General features: G+C 44.5%; 16 protein-coding genes. 4 read left to right on the top strand and 12 right to left on the bottom strand.

Translation table 11 applies throughout. From position 1 onward, the window contains the following. Window positions 1–190: 190 nt before the first annotated feature. The 7 genes from ACFQ4A_RS04935 to ACFQ4A_RS04905 all read right to left on the bottom strand — a co-directional run bounded on the left by ACFQ4A_RS04935 (window position 191) and on the right by ACFQ4A_RS04905 (window position 11608). Window positions 191–1822 (bottom strand): cbb3-type cytochrome c oxidase subunit I, encoded by a 1632-nt coding sequence (locus ACFQ4A_RS04935; protein ID WP_382398223.1) that lies wholly within the window; start codon window positions 1820–1822, stop codon window positions 191–193. Between the two features lie 56 nt (window positions 1823–1878). Continuing rightward, the gene (locus ACFQ4A_RS04930) at window positions 1879–2343 is read right to left on the bottom strand and encodes a cytochrome c oxidase subunit II (protein ID WP_382398185.1); all 465 of its coding nucleotides are present in this window, start codon (window positions 2341–2343) and stop codon (window positions 1879–1881) included. Window positions 2344–2357: 14 nt separating this feature from the next. Continuing rightward, the gene (locus tag ACFQ4A_RS04925; RefSeq protein ID WP_382398183.1) at window positions 2358–2522 is read right to left on the bottom strand and encodes a hypothetical protein; all 165 of its coding nucleotides are present in this window, start codon (window positions 2520–2522) and stop codon (window positions 2358–2360) included. A gap of 233 nt (window positions 2523–2755) precedes the next feature. Continuing rightward, the gene (addA, locus tag ACFQ4A_RS04920; RefSeq protein ID WP_382398181.1) at window positions 2756–6475 is read right to left on the bottom strand and encodes a helicase-exonuclease AddAB subunit AddA; all 3720 of its coding nucleotides are present in this window, start codon (window positions 6473–6475) and stop codon (window positions 2756–2758) included. Then, the gene (gene addB / locus ACFQ4A_RS04915) at window positions 6475–9966 is read right to left on the bottom strand and encodes a helicase-exonuclease AddAB subunit AddB (protein ID WP_382398179.1); all 3492 of its coding nucleotides are present in this window, start codon (window positions 9964–9966) and stop codon (window positions 6475–6477) included. The genes addA and addB overlap by 1 nt, the downstream gene beginning before the upstream one ends. A 152-nt stretch (window positions 9967–10118) precedes the next feature. Continuing rightward, window positions 10119–10667 carry a signal peptidase I gene (gene lepB / locus ACFQ4A_RS04910; protein ID WP_382398177.1) on the bottom strand — a complete coding sequence of 183 codons (549 nt, stop codon included), beginning with the start codon at window positions 10665–10667 and terminating at the stop codon, window positions 10119–10121. A gap of 278 nt (window positions 10668–10945) precedes the next feature. Next, complete coding sequence (locus ACFQ4A_RS04905; protein WP_382398175.1) at window positions 10946–11608, bottom strand: TVP38/TMEM64 family protein; 663 nt, start codon at window positions 11606–11608, stop codon at window positions 10946–10948. A gap of 228 nt (window positions 11609–11836) precedes the next feature. On the opposite strand from ACFQ4A_RS04905, the gene ACFQ4A_RS04900 reads away from it, so the two are divergent. Next, complete coding sequence (locus ACFQ4A_RS04900; protein WP_382398173.1) at window positions 11837–12226, top strand: hypothetical protein; 390 nt, start codon at window positions 11837–11839, stop codon at window positions 12224–12226. Here the strand turns inward: ACFQ4A_RS04900 and ACFQ4A_RS04895 are convergent. The 3 genes from ACFQ4A_RS04895 to ACFQ4A_RS04885 form a co-directional block, all read right to left on the bottom strand. Continuing rightward, window positions 12174–12695 (bottom strand): competence protein ComK, encoded by a 522-nt coding sequence (locus tag ACFQ4A_RS04895; protein ID WP_382398171.1) that lies wholly within the window; start codon window positions 12693–12695, stop codon window positions 12174–12176. The two genes, ACFQ4A_RS04900 and ACFQ4A_RS04895, sit on opposite strands and share 53 nt — an antisense overlap. A gap of 333 nt (window positions 12696–13028) precedes the next feature. After that, entirely contained in the window at window positions 13029–14024 is a 996-nt protein-coding gene (locus tag ACFQ4A_RS04890; RefSeq protein WP_382398169.1) for a lipoate--protein ligase, read from the bottom strand. A 65-nt stretch (window positions 14025–14089) separates the two neighbouring features. Next, window positions 14090–14833 (bottom strand): MBL fold metallo-hydrolase, encoded by a 744-nt coding sequence (locus tag ACFQ4A_RS04885; protein WP_382398167.1) that lies wholly within the window; start codon window positions 14831–14833, stop codon window positions 14090–14092. A gap of 102 nt (window positions 14834–14935) precedes the next feature. Between ACFQ4A_RS04885 and yhfH the strand changes: the two genes are divergently transcribed. Both yhfH and pepF read left to right on the top strand, forming a co-directional pair. Beyond that, window positions 14936–15064, top strand: a complete 129-nt coding sequence (yhfH, locus tag ACFQ4A_RS04880) for a protein YhfH (RefSeq protein WP_382398165.1) — start codon at window positions 14936–14938, stop codon at window positions 15062–15064. A 159-nt stretch (window positions 15065–15223) separates the two neighbouring features. Continuing rightward, window positions 15224–17038: an oligoendopeptidase F gene (gene pepF, locus ACFQ4A_RS04875; protein WP_382398163.1), complete on the top strand. Its 1815-nt coding sequence runs from the start codon at window positions 15224–15226 to the stop codon at window positions 17036–17038. 317 nt (window positions 17039–17355) lie between these two features. Here pepF and ACFQ4A_RS04870 read toward each other — a convergent pair whose 3' ends face one another. Further along, complete coding sequence (locus ACFQ4A_RS04870; RefSeq protein ID WP_382398161.1) at window positions 17356–17514, bottom strand: hypothetical protein; 159 nt, start codon at window positions 17512–17514, stop codon at window positions 17356–17358. A 142-nt stretch (window positions 17515–17656) separates the two neighbouring features. On the opposite strand from ACFQ4A_RS04870, the gene ACFQ4A_RS04865 reads away from it, so the two are divergent. Further along, window positions 17657–18697 (top strand): nuclease-related domain-containing protein, encoded by a 1041-nt coding sequence (locus tag ACFQ4A_RS04865; protein ID WP_382398159.1) that lies wholly within the window; start codon window positions 17657–17659, stop codon window positions 18695–18697. Here ACFQ4A_RS04865 and ACFQ4A_RS04860 read toward each other — a convergent pair. Beyond that, window positions 18627–19202 (bottom strand): hypothetical protein, encoded by a 576-nt coding sequence (locus ACFQ4A_RS04860; RefSeq protein WP_382398157.1) that lies wholly within the window; start codon window positions 19200–19202, stop codon window positions 18627–18629. The two genes, ACFQ4A_RS04865 and ACFQ4A_RS04860, sit on opposite strands and share 71 nt — an antisense overlap. Window positions 19203–19207 lie beyond the last annotated feature (5 nt).

Below are 19207 nucleotides of genomic sequence, written 5' to 3'. Positions count from 1 at the left end.
ATATCGGTATTCAAAACGTCATCCAAACATTTAGCGTTTCGCATCTATTTACAAACTGTCATCGTCGCCAAGCCTGTATTATTCAGGATGGTTGTTGTCAGCAGATAAATCGATTGTGACCGTTTGAATCTAACTTTTGACCGGAAAGGGATAGCCCAAATGATGAGCTATCCCAATTGTTAGCCTGTTCTCACCACAACTGATATGGCGGTGATCCTGGCGGTGCATAGCCAATAAAGTCAACCAGCGGAATAACATAGCCCATGGCCACGACCACCAGCATGATAAGAATGGTTCGACTCCAGCGTTCTGTCCAGAATGGTGTTTTACTGGCATAATCTTCTTCTTCACCGATAGGGAATTCCTCTTCACCTTTAGGTGCACGGAACATTAGATGGAATGCTGCATACACTTGCATGATGACCGCAACAATCAAGATGGTTCCCCCGACGCCAAGGAAGATTAAATATGGGTCCCAGCCTAGTGCCGTCGCATTATCACCATATGTTGAATACGATGTTCTTCTTGGGGAGCCTAACAACCCTACCAGATGCATCGAAATCGACATAAACGACATACCAACTGTCCAGAGAATCGTTGTTACGACACCAAATTTGTTCATAGCCGATGTTAGCACGCGTTTTGAAATATGTGGGATTAACCAATAACTTATTCCAAAGAATGTCAGCGCTACGGTCATCCCCAACGTCAGATGAAAATGTCCGACGACCCACAATGAATTATGGACGACTTGGTTCAATTGGTTTGTTGTTTGGACAATACCACCTGCACCAGCCGGTATGAATGAAATCATGGCAATCATTGGTGCTAGGAAACGGACATCTCCCCATGGCAATTTTTTAAAGAAACCGAACAAGCCCTTGGCGCCTTTCGCTCTGCCTGTACGTTCAAATACGCTAAACATGGCATATGCTGTCATTAATGATGGGAAACCGATGGCCAAACTCATAAAGACATGTAAAAATTTAACCGTTTCGGTAATACCTGGGTCAACGATTTGGTGATGGAAACCACCAGGAATATTCAGGATGACTAATAGAATAATAACAACGCGTGTTAACGTATCACTAAAACGCCGCCCGCCAATGACTTTCGGTATAATGACATACCATGCTGAGAGTGCTGTTATATACCAGATATTGACTAATGTATGACCGAATGCCCAGAACAATGTGCGACTCAGCATAACATTGATCGTCTCCATCCAACCGAACGCCCATGGGATAATCATGAATACTTCGATTGCAACTGGCACACTGCCGAAGAATAGAAGAATAAATACGCCTGTTGCAAAGAATGACAGAATGGGCAGATGCTGTCCCTTATGACGCTTTCGCCAGTTTGCCACTTGGATAAACGCGCCAAATGCAGCCATCCATACACCTAATACGATAAAGACCAATCCGATGTAAAACCATGGTGATGCCTGTAATGGCGGATAAAATGTATACATAACGCTTGCTTTGTTCATAACAATTGGAACAACCGCAAATACAAAGCCAACCAGTTTCATGCCAAAGCCGATCCATACCATCTTTCTAACTTTCGGAAGTAATCCCCCTAATGTGTGGGAGAGGCCTGCATAGAAATAACCAATTGTAAAGAACGCTGTAAATACAAGAACTAATAATAGACCGTGTGAAGTCAAAACCTGATAATAATTAAACCATGTCGGAAGTTCAAAAAGCCCTGCACGGTTCAATCCCTGCAACAGCCCCAAACTGCCTCCGAACAATAAAGCCAGAAACGTAACAGTAAAATAGGCCTTCGATATCCGGGCATCTTCCGGATAGACGCCCATCGCCTTATTCGCTTTATATTTAATCGTTTCTGTTATTGCCACTGTACGTCCCTCCTTTAGTTAACAGTGATTGTAGTGGACATCATTTGGTGACCAGCGCCACAATACTCATTGCATAACACTAAATACTCACCAGGCTCATTAAATGTTTGGGTTATGGTTTGAATATAGCCGGGCATGACCATTGCGTTTACGTTCGTACCGGCAATTTGAAAGCCGTGTGTCACATCTTTTGATGTCATGATGAATGTCACTTCGGATCCTGCCGGAATTTCAATATCACTCGGTGTGAACATAAACGCTTCCAGTGTCATGACCACCTCATATTTATTGTCACCTGTTTCATATACACCAGGTTCGTCAAATGGTTCGATTTCATCGACTTTTTGTGGATCGATGGTTTCCGTATGACTGGGTGGCCCCATCCCTAATGCGAACGTCTGATAACCCGTGAACAACATAAAACCAATAATCATGACACTGCTTAATGTCAGCCATATTTTTTCATGTTTATGCAACATCCGTCCCTCCCTTATTAAATATCAACCCGGAACATATATAACCAATAGATAGCTATATACAAGAGCAAAATAAATCCTCCGACAAACGTCAACGTTGAAGCAAATGCGCCTTTCTCAGAAGGTTCCTGCTCCTCGGTTTTATCGACTTTCTCTTCAGGGTTAATGTTATCCATTTTCATGAAAATCAACCTCCCTTTGGATTTCTTACTTATATCCTATGTGAGAAGGGCTTTCATCAAAGTGAACTGTATCACAGGTAAGTGTGATTTATATTACATTTCTGATCCAACCAGGGTTTTTCAGCATAAAAAAATGCCAAATCCCTTGATTTAACGGGATTTGACCATAATAATTCATACCGTGTTTTGTAACAATTTTGTCATATATGTTTAAGAGGTTGTTCGCACTTTAATCAAATTTCCAATTCCAGCTGTCTGGAAAAGAAATAGAGATGAGCTGTTGTCACCGGTTCTTTCCAGATGCGTTCCAATGCCTGCTTGTACAGCTGCATCTGCACGTCATAACGCTTCAGCAGATTGTCTTTTATACGTTCAGTCATTTCGCCTGTAATGGTATCTGTCTTGTAGTCCAATATAATCCAGCCATCATTGTTAGGGATAACACAATCGATAACCCCTTGAATCAGCACTTGTTCATCTGTCTCACTCGTCCAATTGGCGTATATCTCTGTAGCCGGCAATGTTAAGCTGAACGGCACCTCTCGATAAACGACTGGTGCGTTCATGACCAACTGTCCGACAGCTGTTCTGAAAAATGCTTCGACAGCAGATAAGTCAATGACTTCCGCCTCCTGCTTTGTAAGCATTTCACGTTCAACCAGGGACGCCACAAACTCGGCAATCGCTTCACGCGACATAGGTGCTGTCAACGGTATATGCTGCATAACCGTGTGCATGGCTGTGCCTCGCTCGGCAGCTGTAATCGTCTTCTGTTTCTGCATAAAGGCGGGCCGTTTGACAATCGGCGGCTGGAACGTCTGTACAAGTTGATCACTACTATATTCATCCTTTATTTCGCGTTGCCGTTTAATTTCCGTAACGGTTTGTTTGGCCCGCGATTGTGCTGCTTCCCGATATGGATAACGATACGATAACCGGTTGTCTACAGCCAGCTGATACACGTTATCATCGACATCGAGCGATTCCCAATTCACGATGCTTTCTTTCAATTCATCGGCTTCCTTGACAGACGCTTCATCCAAATTCGTATAAGAGCTTCCATGTACCACGGACACGTTCCAGTCAGATGGATCAATTCGGATGGCTTCCAGCACCTGATCAGTCACGTCCTTTGTGCGCAATACATCATTTGTCTGATGGCGAATTAAGGCAGGTCCAATCCAATCCAGATATGTTTTCGCCTTCACACGGTAATGCGCCGGTAAAATCCAGTCGGAATGATCGATTATCTGCTCCCACTTTTCCTGTTTTTTGGCAAAGGATGCCACATTGCCGACCATCAGTAGTTTCTCTTTTGCCCTGGTTAAGGCAACATATAAAACACGCATTTCTTCAGCTAGCATTTCACGCCGTTTTTCCTGCTTTAAGGCATGGTAAAAAAGTGTCGGATAAATAATGCGCTTGACAGGATCAATATATTTGCTGGCAAAGCCAAGATCCTTATGCAACAAATAACGCTGATTCAAATCCTGCATATTAAACTGTTTATCCATGGCACCAAGAATGACGACCGGGAATTCCAGACCCTTACTTTTATGGATTGTCATAATCCGGACAACATCTTCTTGTTCACTGAGTGCCCGTGCAGCCCCTAAATCATCTCCACGCTCTTCCATCCGTTCAATAAAGCGTAAGAACCGGAATAAACCGCGGAATGAGGTCGTTTCATACCCACGTGCACGGTCATAAAGTGCCCGCAAGTTAGCCTGCCGCTGTCGGCCGCCTGGCATGCCGCCGACAAAATCATAGTAGCCGGTTTCCCGGTAAATTTGCCAGATCAGCTCTGATAAAGCACCCTGCCGTGATGCGCGGCGGTAACGTTGCAGACGCTCGAGGAATTGGGACGTTTTGATGGCCGTATCCCCCGTGTTCTGCTGGTGAAATGCCTTAAGAGCATCGTAATAGGTCCCTCGTCGATCAACCAGCCGGATCTGAGCCAATTCTTCCTCATCCAATCCGACAATCGGTGATTTCAGAACGGAAGCCAGCGGGATATCCTGCCTTGGATTGTCAATCACTTTCAGCAGATTCATCATGATTTTAACCTCCATGGCTTCAAAATAACCGGTTGAAAGTTCGGCATAAACAGGAATTCCTTGTTTTTTCAGTTCATCCATAATGGTCGGTGCCCATGTCATTGACCGGAGTAGAATGACCACATCGCGGTACCCTATATCCCGTTGTGTATCGGTTGCTTTATCATAAACCTGCAGCGGACGATCGTTCTTCTGTCCAATCCAGCTTTTGATTCTTTCAGCGTATGCCCGTGCTTCAAGCTGTGCTTTCTCCAGATCCTGGTAATCTTCTTCTTCCGGGGAAAGCGCCTCTTGTTCTTCTGGTGATTCTCGGTCGATGATAACAAGCTCCGGCTCTGGTTCCGAATGCGGCAGTGTATCATATCTGTTATTGGCATAGATTAATTCCGCATCCGCATCATAGCTGATTTCACCTAAATCCTCATCCAAAATCTGCCGGAAAACATAGTTGGTGCCAGTAAGGATATGCTCCCTGCTGCGGAAATTACTTGCCAGATCAATCCGTCTTGCTGACAGTGCATCACTTGCAAATCGTTTGTATTTATCAATAAATAAGGATGGCTCAGCATGACGGAACCGGTAAATGCTTTGTTTAACATCACCAACCATAAACCTGTTACCAGGACCTTCCTGATCACTTATCAGCGCCAGAATTGTTTCCTGGACAAGGTTGGTATCCTGGTATTCATCAATCAGCAACTCCGTAAATTGCGCCCTTAGGTTGACAGCTACGTTAGATGGCTTTACCGTCTTTTCCTCTGATGCTTCATCCATTAACAGCTGCAGACAGTAATGTTCAAGGTCAGAAAAATCAACCATTGCCCGTTCCCGTTTTTGTTCGGTAAACCGTGCTTTAAACTGCTTTACCAATTCTGTCAGCTGCCTGACGAGAGGGGCTAACTCCTGCATATCAGCAATATGATTTTCCAGATTACGGCTGAACCATTCTTCTTTCATAGTGTTCCAGCGTTTTTTGTAGCTGTCACGCAGGTTTTTCACTTTCTCTTTTTTCGCTTCATCACAATCAACTTTTTTTCCGGATAATCTGGCGAATGAGCTGGATGCCATAAAAGCCTGCAAATCATCCCATGAATCCTGGTGTGCCACCGCTTCATGCAAATTGGTAATGTCGGAGTCGATGGTATCGGCATAATGATATGGGCCGTCTTTGTCCCGTGTCAGATCCATCGCCAGACTTATTTCCTGCTTGATGGCATCAAGCTCATTTGTCACTTCTTTTTTAATAATCGTAAGCCAGCCCAAATCATCCTCCTGCCAGTCTGCCGGAATATCATAAACATCGGCAAGTTCGTCAAGCCATTTGTCCGGCCAGGGATTTTGCATAGCAAATTTGTATAAATCAAGTACAAGACTTTCCACATCTGTATCACTGCGGTCACTGGAAAAACGGTCAACCACTGCAAAGAAGTTCTGCTGTTCTTCACCTTCTTTTCCATACCATTCTTCAAACAGCTCATCAATCACGTCCTGTTTGATCAGTTCGGCTTCCATATCATCAGCTATCCGGAAAGCAGGGTCCATATCCAGCAAATAAGCGTATCGTCTGATGATATCGAGACAGAATGAATGCAATGTTGAGATGGATGCACGCTGCAGCAGTGACAGCTGTTTTTTCAAATGGGCGGAGGAAGGCGCTTCTGCCAGTTTTTCCTCCAGCGCTTCACCGACACGATTGCGCATTTCCTGTGCCGCTGCATTGGTGAACGTCACCACAAGTAATGAATCAATATCTATCGGATTTTCTTTCCGGACGAGTTTTTGGATAATCCGTTCAACAAGCACAGCTGTTTTTCCCGATCCGGCGGCGGCAGCGACCAGTACATCCCGGCCATCCGTATAAATGGCTTCTTCTTGTTCGCTTGTCCAGTTGACCATTATGACTCCTCCTTTTGACGGAGCTTTTCCAGAATTTCCTCATCTTTCATATCTGTCAGCTTACGGTAGTGATGGTCTTCCAGGGTCGGATCGAACTGGCAGACTGATCGGAACGGGCAATACGTGCACGCCGTCTGCTGCTTATGCTGAAATGGATTCAGATGCACACCGCCTGAGGTGATATCAATCCCTGCCTGCATCATCAAATGGTGGATATGATCCTGCAGACGGCTGAACGTATCCTGATCAGCAATCCTGGAATCACTGCGAAGCTCGCCGTTCTTTTTCACACCGGCAGGGACGATTTGACTCCGGCCTGAATCAAGTGATGTGTCCATCAGTTGGACGATCTCTTCATCTGAAAGCAATAGACCCTTCATCTTATACTTTTTGAACAATTCCTTTTCAATCGCATCATCCGACATGTTCATATGGCCGGAAATCATTGGATTGTGCACATGGAAGTAAAGCACGCCGGCCGGGGTTGCTTTCTCCCCGAGCCACTGCTCAGACTGTGACAGCACAACATCCAGATACGCCAGCATCTGCAGGGCCAGTCCGTAATATACCTCAACGAGATCCAGCCCTTTCTCACTCGATTTGTAGTCAATGATCCGCAAAAATAAGCCGTCAGCGCTTTCCGCTTTATCAACACGGTCAATCCGGCCGCGCAGCATCAGATCAAAGCCGTTCGGCAGATTAAGGGTCACCGGTTTAAGTGTCTCTTTGTCGCCAAACCCCAGCTCAAGCCCGACCGGAGAAAAATCACTCTGTCTGGCCTGTTCACTTAAAATATAGGTCGCTCTTGTGATGACGTCCTGAAGTTTCTGCTGAATATATTGATAGCGGTTGGAACTGTGCAAAATCTGATGCTGCAGGACAGGCGCAAGCGTCTCAACGGCCTGTCTGGCGTATCCCGCACTGTCCTGATTGGTTAATTGGGAAAAATCTCTGCCCTCTGCTTGAATCCATTCGGTGATTTTTTTCAGCGCTTCATGGAATAGCTGGCCAATATCAGGGGCATCAAGTTTATACGTCTGCCGCTCTCGCAGCTGCAGGCTGTACTGGGCAAAATGCTGATACGAACAGCGGTAATAGGATTCCAGCCGTGACACACTTGCTTTTACTTGTTGCGGGTAAAGTTGGCTGGTCGTCTGTTTGCTTAAATTAACCGGCTGATTCTGATAATACAGACTTTGCAACACCGTATAGGTTGTACTGTATTTTGGATGGTTGTGGATATACCAGTTCAAGACATGCCTCCAGACCGGTTTAACGGGATATCCCTTCCGGCTGCGGGATAGCTGGGCCGTTAATGCTGCTCGTGTTTTCATCGGTGTTGTAATGAACCGCTCAGCATCCACGAGCTCATCGGGATCCTGCAGCAATAGATGATCACAACATTCCGGAAATAAGTCTTCTACCCGTTTGATCAGCTGTGATGGCATTTTGGCTTTGCCTTCCGCATCGCTTAACGGATAACTGACCCATAAATAATCACTGGCGGAGGTAAACGCCAAATACATATAAAACCAGTCATCCAATAGCTGGCGTTTGCTGCTTTCCGCGAGCTGCAAGCCATGTTCCGCCAGCAGATCCCGTTCCTGCTCATTGATCATACCGTCTTCTGCCGGTTTCAACGGCCATGTTCCATCATTCACACCAAGTAGCAACGAACATTTAATGCCGCTGATCCGGGATCTGTCGACGGTACCGACAATTACGTGATCAATACTTGGCGGCACATGTGCAAATGTTAACGTTTCAAAGCCGGCTTCAATGGCCGATTGGAATGTTTCCATCGTCATCGTTTCGTCACCGGCCATTTCTACCATCTCATCCAGGAGCTGAATGACGGCGTTCCAGACTTGTTCCTGTTCGCGCGCTTTTTCAATTTGTCCTTCCGCATCGTATGTTTCCCGCATTTTTTCCAGTCTACCCGGTACATCAAGTTGTTCCAGCAGCCTATAAATGATTTCGCAGCGTTCGCGGACAGTGGCAGCCTTTCTTATATCATGATCAAATCCCTGCAGTGCCCGGGCAACTTGATTCCGGAACGCGTTGATCCGCCGTTGTGTTTCCTTTTCGGCATCCGTCTGTGCCGGCTCATCAAAACCACGGAAACGCTGGAAAACCCATTCGTCCTTACCAAGCCACTGAGTACGTGAACGAATACCATACTCCAGCACATAATTCTCCAGTTCATCAATCGCGTCGTCATCAAGGGGGTATGCCCCATCAGTAGCCGGGACAAACCCGGTTTTCAGCACACGTAAAACGGCATCATAACGCCAATTGCCTTCGACGATATCCATGCCGGACCGGATTAATTCAATCAACGGATGATTCAGCATGCTGCGTTTTTCGTCGATGAAAACAGGGATATCATGGTCATGGAAAACCGTGTCAATTAAATCGTGGTAGACATCAGTCTGGCGGATTAAGACCGCTATATCACGGAAACGGTAATTTTCTTCTCTTACAAGACGAAGAATTTCTTGGGCGGCACCTTCAACTTCAGCACGCGGATGAACAGCTTCAGCTATCTGGATGGGCACGTCGCCATCATAGGCTGGTGCAGGCCGAATATCGAAATACTGCTCTAAATGGGCGAAATACGGCCGGTTATGCTGCCGGCCATCTTCAGGCCCCAATATAACCGGATCATCAACCGGGATGCCATTCTCCGATGCAATGGCCCGCAATGCATGATAGGTTTCTTTCGTCTGGTAGAATAAATCAAGTTCCGACAGATTCTCCCCGTCCGGAATATCGGTTGTGAGCGCAATCGTAACCGAACGGCAGGTTTGCATCAGTTTTTCCACAACGAACAATTCTTTCGGGGAAAACCGGTGAAAGCCGTCAAGGTAAATATCCGCATCCTTCAGCAGCGGTGCATCCGCTATTTTATCGGCCAATAGCTGCAGCTGATCTTCACTATCAATATAGTGACCTTGCAAGGCTTTGATTAAATTGTCATAGATATAGGCCAGGTCAGTTAATTTACCAGTTAACGCTACCTCTCCGCTCGCCTGATGAACAAAACGCTGCATCTGTTCAATTTGCATATAAAGCATGTCGGGACTGACACGATAACGCTTAAACTCGGTTATGATATGCTCGAGCTGTTCCAGAAACCCTTGTTTTTCCAATGCTTTTTGAAACACATACCAGTCACTTTCTTTCTCCGCAATAATTTTGCGGAGCATCATCTGGGTTCCGACTGAACTGATGAATTGCCTAGTTGCTCCGCCTGTTTCCTGGAGCACGCGCCATGCCAGCCTCGAAAAACTGACAACCTGAGCACGGATACTCCCTTTAACCGCTTCATCCTGAAACAAGGCATATTCCTGCTGAAATGTCATCTGTTCCGGGACAATATAAAAGATAGGCGGCCCTTGTGGATGGTCGATCAGTTTTTGCCGGATGTCATGTAAAATTTTTTCCCGTTTGCCGGCGCCAGCTCGCCCCAGCAAAAATCGGATTCCCATAAACGTTTCCCCCTGCCTTGAAAACCAGTATCCGCCTCATCTTCCAGAGGTCAGATAACCAAAATCCATACTTTCCTGACGTAAAAATAAAACCTCTTTCTCATTTTAACAGAGAAAAAGGTTTTATACACTTTCAGTAAACCATTATATCCTCATCCGAAACTCAGCTGTACTTCGGAAACCGGCCAGTATTTGATATCTACTTTTCCGACAAGCTTCCCAACACCTATAAAGCCGATCTCCCGGCTGTCGAGGCTGTCCGGGCGGTTATCACCCATGACGAACAGATTCCCTTCTGGTACTTTTCCCGATCCGGTGACATCTTCCAGCGTAAAGTCCCCGGTGTATGGCCTGCTGTCGCTTATTTTCCGGAATGGTTCCAAAAATTTCTCCTGCACGGGTTCCCCATTAATATACAGCTGATCATCGGCATAAACGATGTTATCGCCAGGCAGACCAATCACACGTTTCACATAGTCATCCTGCTTGTCGGCATGAAACACAATAATATCGAAACGGTCAACATCTGTTAGATTATACACGACTTTATTAACCATTAACAGATTTCCGTCATACAACGTTGGCTCCATTGATTCACCATTTACGACATAGCTGGCAAACAAAAAGGACCGGAAAATAATCGCCAGAACGACTGCCACCAAGACGATTGGTGTTAGTTTGCGAAGATAGTTTCTTTTCATTCCAGCTTTCCTCCAGGGTATTAGCTCGTTATATTTACTTTTAGTGCGTGTTCAAAAAGGAGGATAAAAAGGACCGGTCGGCTAAGTTCGCAACGTCCTGTTGCAACGCCGACACTAGCACGTCCTGTGCGTCGAAAGTTCGAGGCGGCGCCGTTTCGAGCAGCGGAATGTATGCATTTAGATACATGAGCAGCGGAGAAACAAGCCAACGAAGAAATTCGATGTGTCATTTTTACCGGACTTTTTGAACAACCTTTTTACCAGCATACCCTGCTTAGCTATTTTTTAACCCTGTCTTGTTCAGATATGTCGCGTATCATGGCTTTTCGCTGCAGACGTCGTTCAATATATTTGCCAAACAGCCAAAACAATCCAATACAGATGCCGACAACAATCGTCCGGATCGGATTCTTGGCAAATTCAAATATACTTGATCCGACAAAGGCGATTGAAAAAATCATAACTGTTTTCCCCATGATGACCGCCAGAATAAACTGCCGAATACTGATTCCCGAAAGCGCTGAGACAACGTGGATCACTGACGACGGCGAAAAGGGAAAACACATTAATAGGAAGAGCGGCCCGAAGCCATGTCTTTCCACCCATCCGGTTACACGAAGAACTTGTTTATTGCGGGCGATAGCCTTGAACAGACGCTTGTCCCCCAGCCTTCGGATCACCAAAAACACGAGTATCGCACCGGCGCATGCACCAATCCATGACAATATGAATCCTTCCCACAGGCCATATGCGGCGGCATTGGCAATCACAAACACGACCAGTGGTAAAAATGGGAGAAATGCTTCGATAAATGGTAACAGAATACCCGGCAACGGACCAAGACTTTCATATTCTTTCAGCAATTCTAGGATAAATTCGTCCATTTTTTCCTGCTCAAGCCAGATTCGCCAATCCGTAATACTGACGTTTAGCAAATACATGTGTTCATTGTCCCCTTATTCAACCAAGTCGTTTTTCGTCATCTCCTATTTAGTATACCTGATTTGTCCTGTAATCATCCCTAATCAATCGCAGACATGTCATGTATCTGCTGTTTGTTCGTGCCTCTTTCTTTTCATTTTACCTTAAATCATATTTTTTAGTGTATTTTTTGATCATTATATCATATAATAGTAATGGAACAAACGTTCGTTTATGGAGGGGATTACATGCGTTATCTGACCGACGAAGAATTACAACTTGCTTCACGCTTCCTGTTTCTTTCCATGGCGATGGTTGTGATTCAGCAGGACTTGCAGCATATCCGGCAGGGAACGTTTAAGATTAAGGAACCTTATATCAATCTTCTGGAAAAAATGGACACCGAAGCTGCCAGCGAACGAAGGGAACTGCGGAAGATGATGAAGGATAAAAAGATACAGGTCGTGACATTGAATAAGAATGATTCCTTTTCATCCTACTTATTTCTTTGCAGGGGACGGGAAGAAAAACGCAATTACTTTAACCCGGCTATCCGCAAAAAAGTGGAAACAATCATCGATGAACTTATGCAAAAGGCTCTGCCACCACGTCAGCATTATGCCGATGCAGATACTTGATCCGGTTGTCCAATAAATACCGATACTGCGCAGTTCGCTGCACCTGATTAAGCATGGAGCCAAACGACACATTAAGAAGGATGGTTTTCCGGTTTTTGAAGACAATTTTCGTCTGCCTTCCCGGTCCCTGATTGACCTGATCAATGTGTGAGTGTGCAACCCAGGAACATTCCGGATTGGTTGGGGACGTTGTCGGAAAAAAGTACATACCGCTGGTCGGATCAATGGAAATCGGCGCTTTATGCGTGATACCGCAAATGCCCCGTGTGCCGTCCTGCCTGCCGCGAAGACTGCTCCCAAAGAATTTGCAGGCGTTATCGATGATTTTGCTGGGAGAATAGTGAGCAGAAAATTCTTCCTGTTCTTCCAATACACATGCACTGGTATTGCCGTTTTCATCCTGCTGTGCAATGATAGCCATGGTGAGAGGCGTTACTTCGTATGAGGGTGAATAAAAATTATCCAACATATCTATCATCCTTTCATGTAAACATGAAAAGAAAGAGGCTATGTATAATTTACCAATTCGGACATAAAAAGGCAACAGAAAATTTACCTTTTTCTCAAAATGACGTTTAAAAATGACAAAGTAAAACAAAAGATGCCCCTTTTTAGCAGGGACACCTTCTTCTGTTCTTTATTGTCCCAAGCGTTCGCGCAAGTTTTTCCGCAATACTTTCCCGGTTGTATTTTTCGGCAGTTCATCCAAAAATTCAATTTTGGCCGATACGTTATATTCACCTTACGAAAAGAGCCTAATGAAAAAACCGGCTTCTTTAACCAAAACCGATTTTTCGCTGTCTTAATACAGCAATTTAATAAATTCATCTTTAGGAATTTTACCTAGGTAATACGGGACGTCAACGTCTGCTAGTGCTTCTTCGATCGCCTTCCGTTCATGCCGGATACCTGTCAGGGCATTTTCCAGGTCACTAACTTCGCCTAATCCGAAAAAGTCCCCATAAATTTTGCAGTTTTCGATAGTGCCATTATTTACATCAAGGCGAACATCAACCAGCCCTGCATCAAATTTATGTGACGCCTGGACGTTGAATTTAGGCGATTTACCATAATTCCATTCCCATTTTTGGTAACGGTTCTCCGAAATTTTGTAAATCTCCTCCCAATCCGCTTCAGTCAAGTCATGACGTGGTACATCGTTGACATCTTCCACATCAAAAACATGTTTCAGAATCATTTCTTTAAACGCATCCATGGAAATGTTCTCATCCAAATACTCGGAAATGTTGGCGACTCGGCTGCGAATTGATTTGATGCCCTTTGATTCGATTTTTTCCTTGTTGACATTCAATGCCGATACGACATTTTCAATTTCCGAATCAAGCATCAATGTCCCATGGCTGAACATACGGCCTCTTGTTGAAAACATTGCATTCCCGGAAATTTTGCGCCCTTCGACAGCCATGTCATTCCGGCCTTTCATTTCGGCTGGGACACCTAATTTATTCAGTGCTTCAATAATCGGTTGGGTGAATTTGGCAAAATCCTGGAAGCTTTCCCCGTCATCTTTCGTGATAAAACTGAAATTAAGATTTTGTTCATCATGATAAACGGCTCCGCCACCGGATAACCGACGGACAACTTTGATGCCATTTTCATCCACGTAGTCTGTGTTAATCTCTTCAACACTATTTTGATTCCGTCCGATGATGATCGATGGCTGATTGATGTAAAACAGCAGATATGTATCTTTTTCACCAAAATTCTGCAAAATATATTCTTCTATAGCCAGATTGATCATCGGATCAGTAATGCCTTGATTATCAATGAATTTCATCATGCTAACCTCCCCAGCTGTAATAAATCCAAACACTTTTAGTTTAAACGAAATAACAGCATCAATCAAAAATTACGACTTTTTTCCCAGATCAAACCTTCTGCAGCCAACTGAATGCGACCGGAAAAATAATGTTCAGCTTGTTTGACCAAATCATGGTGGTCACCATACTGTGGCAAATGACTGACGATAAGTTCTTTGGCATTTGCGTTCTCAGCAACCATGGCTCCTTCTTTACTGGTCATATGGCCCGCTCCTGAGCCATCTTGGTTTTCATAAAAATTGCAGTCCGTTATCAGGAGATCGGCATCTTTGGCAAAGTCATACCATGCTTCCTTAAAGGCCGTATCAGCGGTATAAACGATAACAGTCTCCCCGTTGGTAATCCGCATTCCATAACATGGAACAGGGTGGGCCGTTTTCAGAAAGGTGATCGCGAATGGTCCAACCTCCAATGTGGCGGTTGGGTCGTAGGCGATCCCTTCCGTATGCTTATGGGTCAATGATTTGAAACCGTACTGATCTTCCTGATGCCCGTAAATCGGCAAAACGTCTCTGTTCTCATGAATATATGACTGGACGAGCAGGGCATATTGCAGCACTCCAATATCCGCCACATGGTCATGGTGGTAATGGGAAAGAATGACGGCGTCCAGATCCACCACATGTTTTTTTGTCTGTAATTTTGATAAAGAACCGCTCCCTGCATCAATCAATAACGTGAAATCATCCTGCTCCAGCATATAAGCTGAGGTCGCGCCATCCGGGGCTGGATAGCCTCCCCAGCATCCGATTACAGTTAATTTCATAATTTTTCACCTCATTTTTAAATTTTGTTGTAACACAGCGTTGACACATTACATACTGTTATAATACAATATTGATACCAACTCAAAAAGGGGATGTCAAGCATGATGAACGTTATCGAATTTTTCCGAAACCTGCCCCAGAAAAAATGCCATAAATGCGGCCATGCCATGGTCGAGAAAGCCGACTGCTACGGCAATTTGTGCGACGAATGTGACCACCCGGCCAGGTAGTTCCTTCCCATTGTATTGTACTATATATTGCCTTTCCATTGATACAGCTATGCACACAGCTGTATTTTTTTGTCCGCAAAAGATACGAAAATGGTGTCATTTCAATTATTTTTATTTTATAATTAATTAGAGAGACGAAATAGTATGGGAAGGAGTATCATGATGACCACCAATACAAAACGTTTAACACGAGCTGAAGTGCCGGAAGAACAAACGTGGGATTTAACCGATTTATTCGCATCACACGAAAAATGGGAAAATGAACTAAGCGCTATTCAGGCACATGTCAGTGATGTCACACAGTATAAAGGGCGACTAACCGCAAATGCCGAAAACTTGCTGAATGGTCTGAAAGCACAGGAGGCGTTTGAAAAGCGGCTGATTCGTGTTGCCACCTATGCCAATCTGAAATCAAGTGCGGATGGATCCGATCCGCAAAATCAGGCAAACACTGCGAAAGTATCATCAGCACTGGCTGCCATTGGTGCGAAGCTGGCATTCGTCGAAAATGAACTGCTGCTATTATCCGAAGACGCCATCGAACAATTCATGGACGAAAAACCGGAACTGGAAACGTACCGGAAAATGCTTCAGGATGTTTTGGAGAAAAAACCATTCAGCTTGAAACCTGACATTGAAGAAACACTCGCGGCACTTGATGACGTACATCGAGCGCCATATATGATCTATGAACGAAGCAAATCGTCGGATATGGCGTTTGAACCGATCAAAACCCGTGAAGGCAAGGAACTGCCCATGTCGGCTGCGCTTTATGAGGACAGCTATGAATTGTCGCCTGACGCACATACGCGTAAACAAGCGTATGATTCATTCGTCAACACATTAAACCGGTACAAGAACACGTACGCAGCAACCTATGCCACCGAAGTGACGAAACAAGTTACCATGTCACGCTTAAGGTCCTATGATTCTGTCACCGATATGCTGCTGCATCCACAACAGGTGACCAAGGACATGTATCACAATCAACTGGATATCATTCAGAAAGAGTTGGCACCACACATGCGTCGATTTGCCAAACTAAAAAAAGAAAAACTTGGACTGGATGAGATGCGTTTTTGTGATTTGAAAGCACCGCTTGATCCAGCATTCAATCCATCGACAACCTATAAAGAAGCAACAGATACGATCCTTGATGCGCTTCAGGTGATGGGTCCGGAATACAGTGCCATCATGGAAAAAGGGATCAATAATCGCTGGGTTGACCGGGCTGACAATATCGGCAAGCAAACCGGAGCATTCTGTTCGCCCCCATATGACGTCCATCCATATATTTTAATCACGTGGACCGATACGATGCGGGGTGCATTTGTGCTGGCACACGAACTGGGTCATGCCGGCCATTTTTATCTGGCTGGCCAGCATCAGTCACTTGTCAACACGAGCCCGTCCACCTATTTTATCGAAGCACCGTCCACGTTGAATGAATTGCTGCTAGCTGATCACATGATGGCCAATACCGACGATAAACAAATGAAACGCTGGGTCATCAGCTCGTTACTCGGAACTTACTATCATAACTTTGTGACACACTTGCTTGAGGGTGAATTTCAGCGCCGTGCGTATGCACTGGCTGAGGAAGGAACACCCCTGACAGCGACTGTCCTGTGCGAACAGAAAAAAGAAGCACTGAAAAATTTCTGGGGTGATGCTGTATCAATTGATGACGGAGCCGGTCTCACATGGATGCGGCAGCCGCACTATTATATGGGGTTGTATCCATATACCTACTCTGCCGGCCTGACCATCTCCACGGCCATGGCCGGTCAAATCCGCAACGAGGGTCAGCCTGCTGTCGACCGCTGGCTGTCCGTCCTGAAAGCCGGCGGAACCTTGAAACCACTCGAACTGGCCCAAAAAGCCGGTGTCGATATGTCCAAGCCTGATGCCATCAGAGAAGCTGTCGCCTATGTCGGCCAACTCGTTGATGAACTGGAAAAAAGCTATGACTGATATTAAGTGCGCCCCGGGCTCGCCGGGGCACTTTTCTTAATGATTTTTGCATGCAGAAATAGGCACCATGATGATGTTTTTAGCACATTTGCATATTTTTTCTTGATGGCTTCGCTTTTTTGAGGATCTTTTCTTTTTCTGTTGATTTGTTCTGCTCTTCTGTTGATTCTCTCGGATCTTCTGTTGATTCTCTCGCTTTTCTGTTGATTTTCTCGCTCTTCTGCTGCTGATTCTCTCGCTCTTCTATTGATTCTGCCGGCTCTTCCGTTGATTCTCTCGCTCTTCTGTTGATTCTGCCGGCTCTTCTGTTGATTCTCTCACTCTTCTGTTGATTCTGCCGGCTCTTCTGCTGATTCTCTCGCTCTTCTGTTGATTCTGCCGGCTCTTCCGTCGATTCTCTCGGCTCTTCTGTTGATTTTCTCTTTATTCTGTAGATTTATCCAGGTTCTCTGTCGATATTTTTCATTGGCACTCAAACATTAATACTACTTTCCAACGTCAAAATGGCATTTCCTCATATCTCGACCATTTTATTCACAAATTTTTCACAATTAGGAGCAGGAGATGACAATCTTTTGCAGAATATATAACTAATGACAAAGAAGGAGTGATTCAAGTTTGACCCCAACAAATATAAAACAAAGAAAAAAGTCCCACGAATTATTAGCTTGTGAAGCATTGTTCAGGCGGGTTTTAAAAGAGTACCGACAAAAGGAATCCATCGTTTCAGCATACAAACGGGAGAAGGCAGGATATGACGGCGAAAAGAATGTAGACTACAAGCTTTCCACTTACCCACATAAAGATCTCTTCGTATTTCAAGGCATCCGGCTGCCTAACTTTCCATTTTATTTCCAAATCGACACGCTTATCCTTACAAGAAGATTTATTGGTATTCTCGAAGTTAAAAATAAAAAAGGAACATTCAATTATGATTCAAAACAGCAACAGCTAACACAAGAAGTCAATGGAGAGGTAAAGTCTTTCAAAGATCCGATTTTACAAGCCAAAGCTCAAAAAACGCATCTGCGGGGATGGCTGGAGAAACACGGAATTTTTAATGTCCCGATTGAGACCCTTGTTGTCATCGCTTACCCTACAACTACTATTGTGAATATCAGGGAAGATCCGGAAGTTTATAACACAATCATTCACAACGAAAGCCTGCATGAGCACCTGAATAGATTAAACAGAAAATATACGAAAAATATTTTGACCAATAACAGCTTAAAAAAATTGTGCCGCTCCTTATTGGATGAGGACGCTCCACTCCGGACAGACATATTGACACAACTTGGTATAAACAAACAGCATTTGATAGCGGGTATTCCCTGTGAGAGGTGTTACGCTTATCCAATGAACCGATTATATAAAAAGTGGCAATGTCCAAGTTGTCTTGCTACTGACCTTAAAGCACATGAACGCATTATTCTTGATTATTTTCTTCTTCACCAAACCAGCATAACAAATAAGGAATGCCGCGAAGTACTTCAGATTGATTCACCACGAACAGCTCATTCTATATTAAAAAGCATGCATCTTCAACACGATAGAGAAAATAGAGCAAGAAAATACTTAGCACCGAGTATCAACGATTTTCCACAACGTTCAACTTTTCCATATATAAATAGCTCAAAACAAATTGAGCAGTTTTATTAAGACGTAATAGATTTCTGCAGAAGTTAGCTTCTTCTGCAGATCTTTTCTTATTCTGTTGCTTTATTTTGCTCTTCCGTTGATTCTGCTGGATCTTCTGTCGATTCTCTCGTTCTTCCGTTGATTCTGCCGCTCTTCTGTCGATTCTTTCGGATATTCTGTCTATTCTCTCATTCTTCTGTTGATTCTTCCGCTCTTCTGTCGATTCTCTCGTTCTTCTGTTGATTCTCTCATTCTTCTGTTGATTCTCTCGTTCTTCTATTGATTCTCTCGACTCTTCTGTTGATTCTTCGGCTCTTCTGTCGATTCTCTCGTTCTTCTGTTGATTCTTCTGCTCTTCTGTTGATTCTGCTGGCTCTTCTGTTGATTCTTCGGCTCTTCTGTTGATTCTCTCGCTCTTCTGTCGATTCTCTCGTTCTTCCGTTGATTCTCTCGTTCTTCTGTTGATTCTTCCGCTCATATGAAGATATACATGAACACGTCCATGCTTCCCTGCCTCCACAAACAAAAAAC

This window comes from Lentibacillus salinarum, from assembly GCF_042679865.1.
Classification (GTDB): domain Bacteria; phylum Bacillota; class Bacilli; order Bacillales; family Amphibacillaceae; genus Lentibacillus; species Lentibacillus salinarum.
Note: the sequence above shows the minus strand (reverse complement) of the source record. Positions and strands in the feature narration are given on the sequence as shown.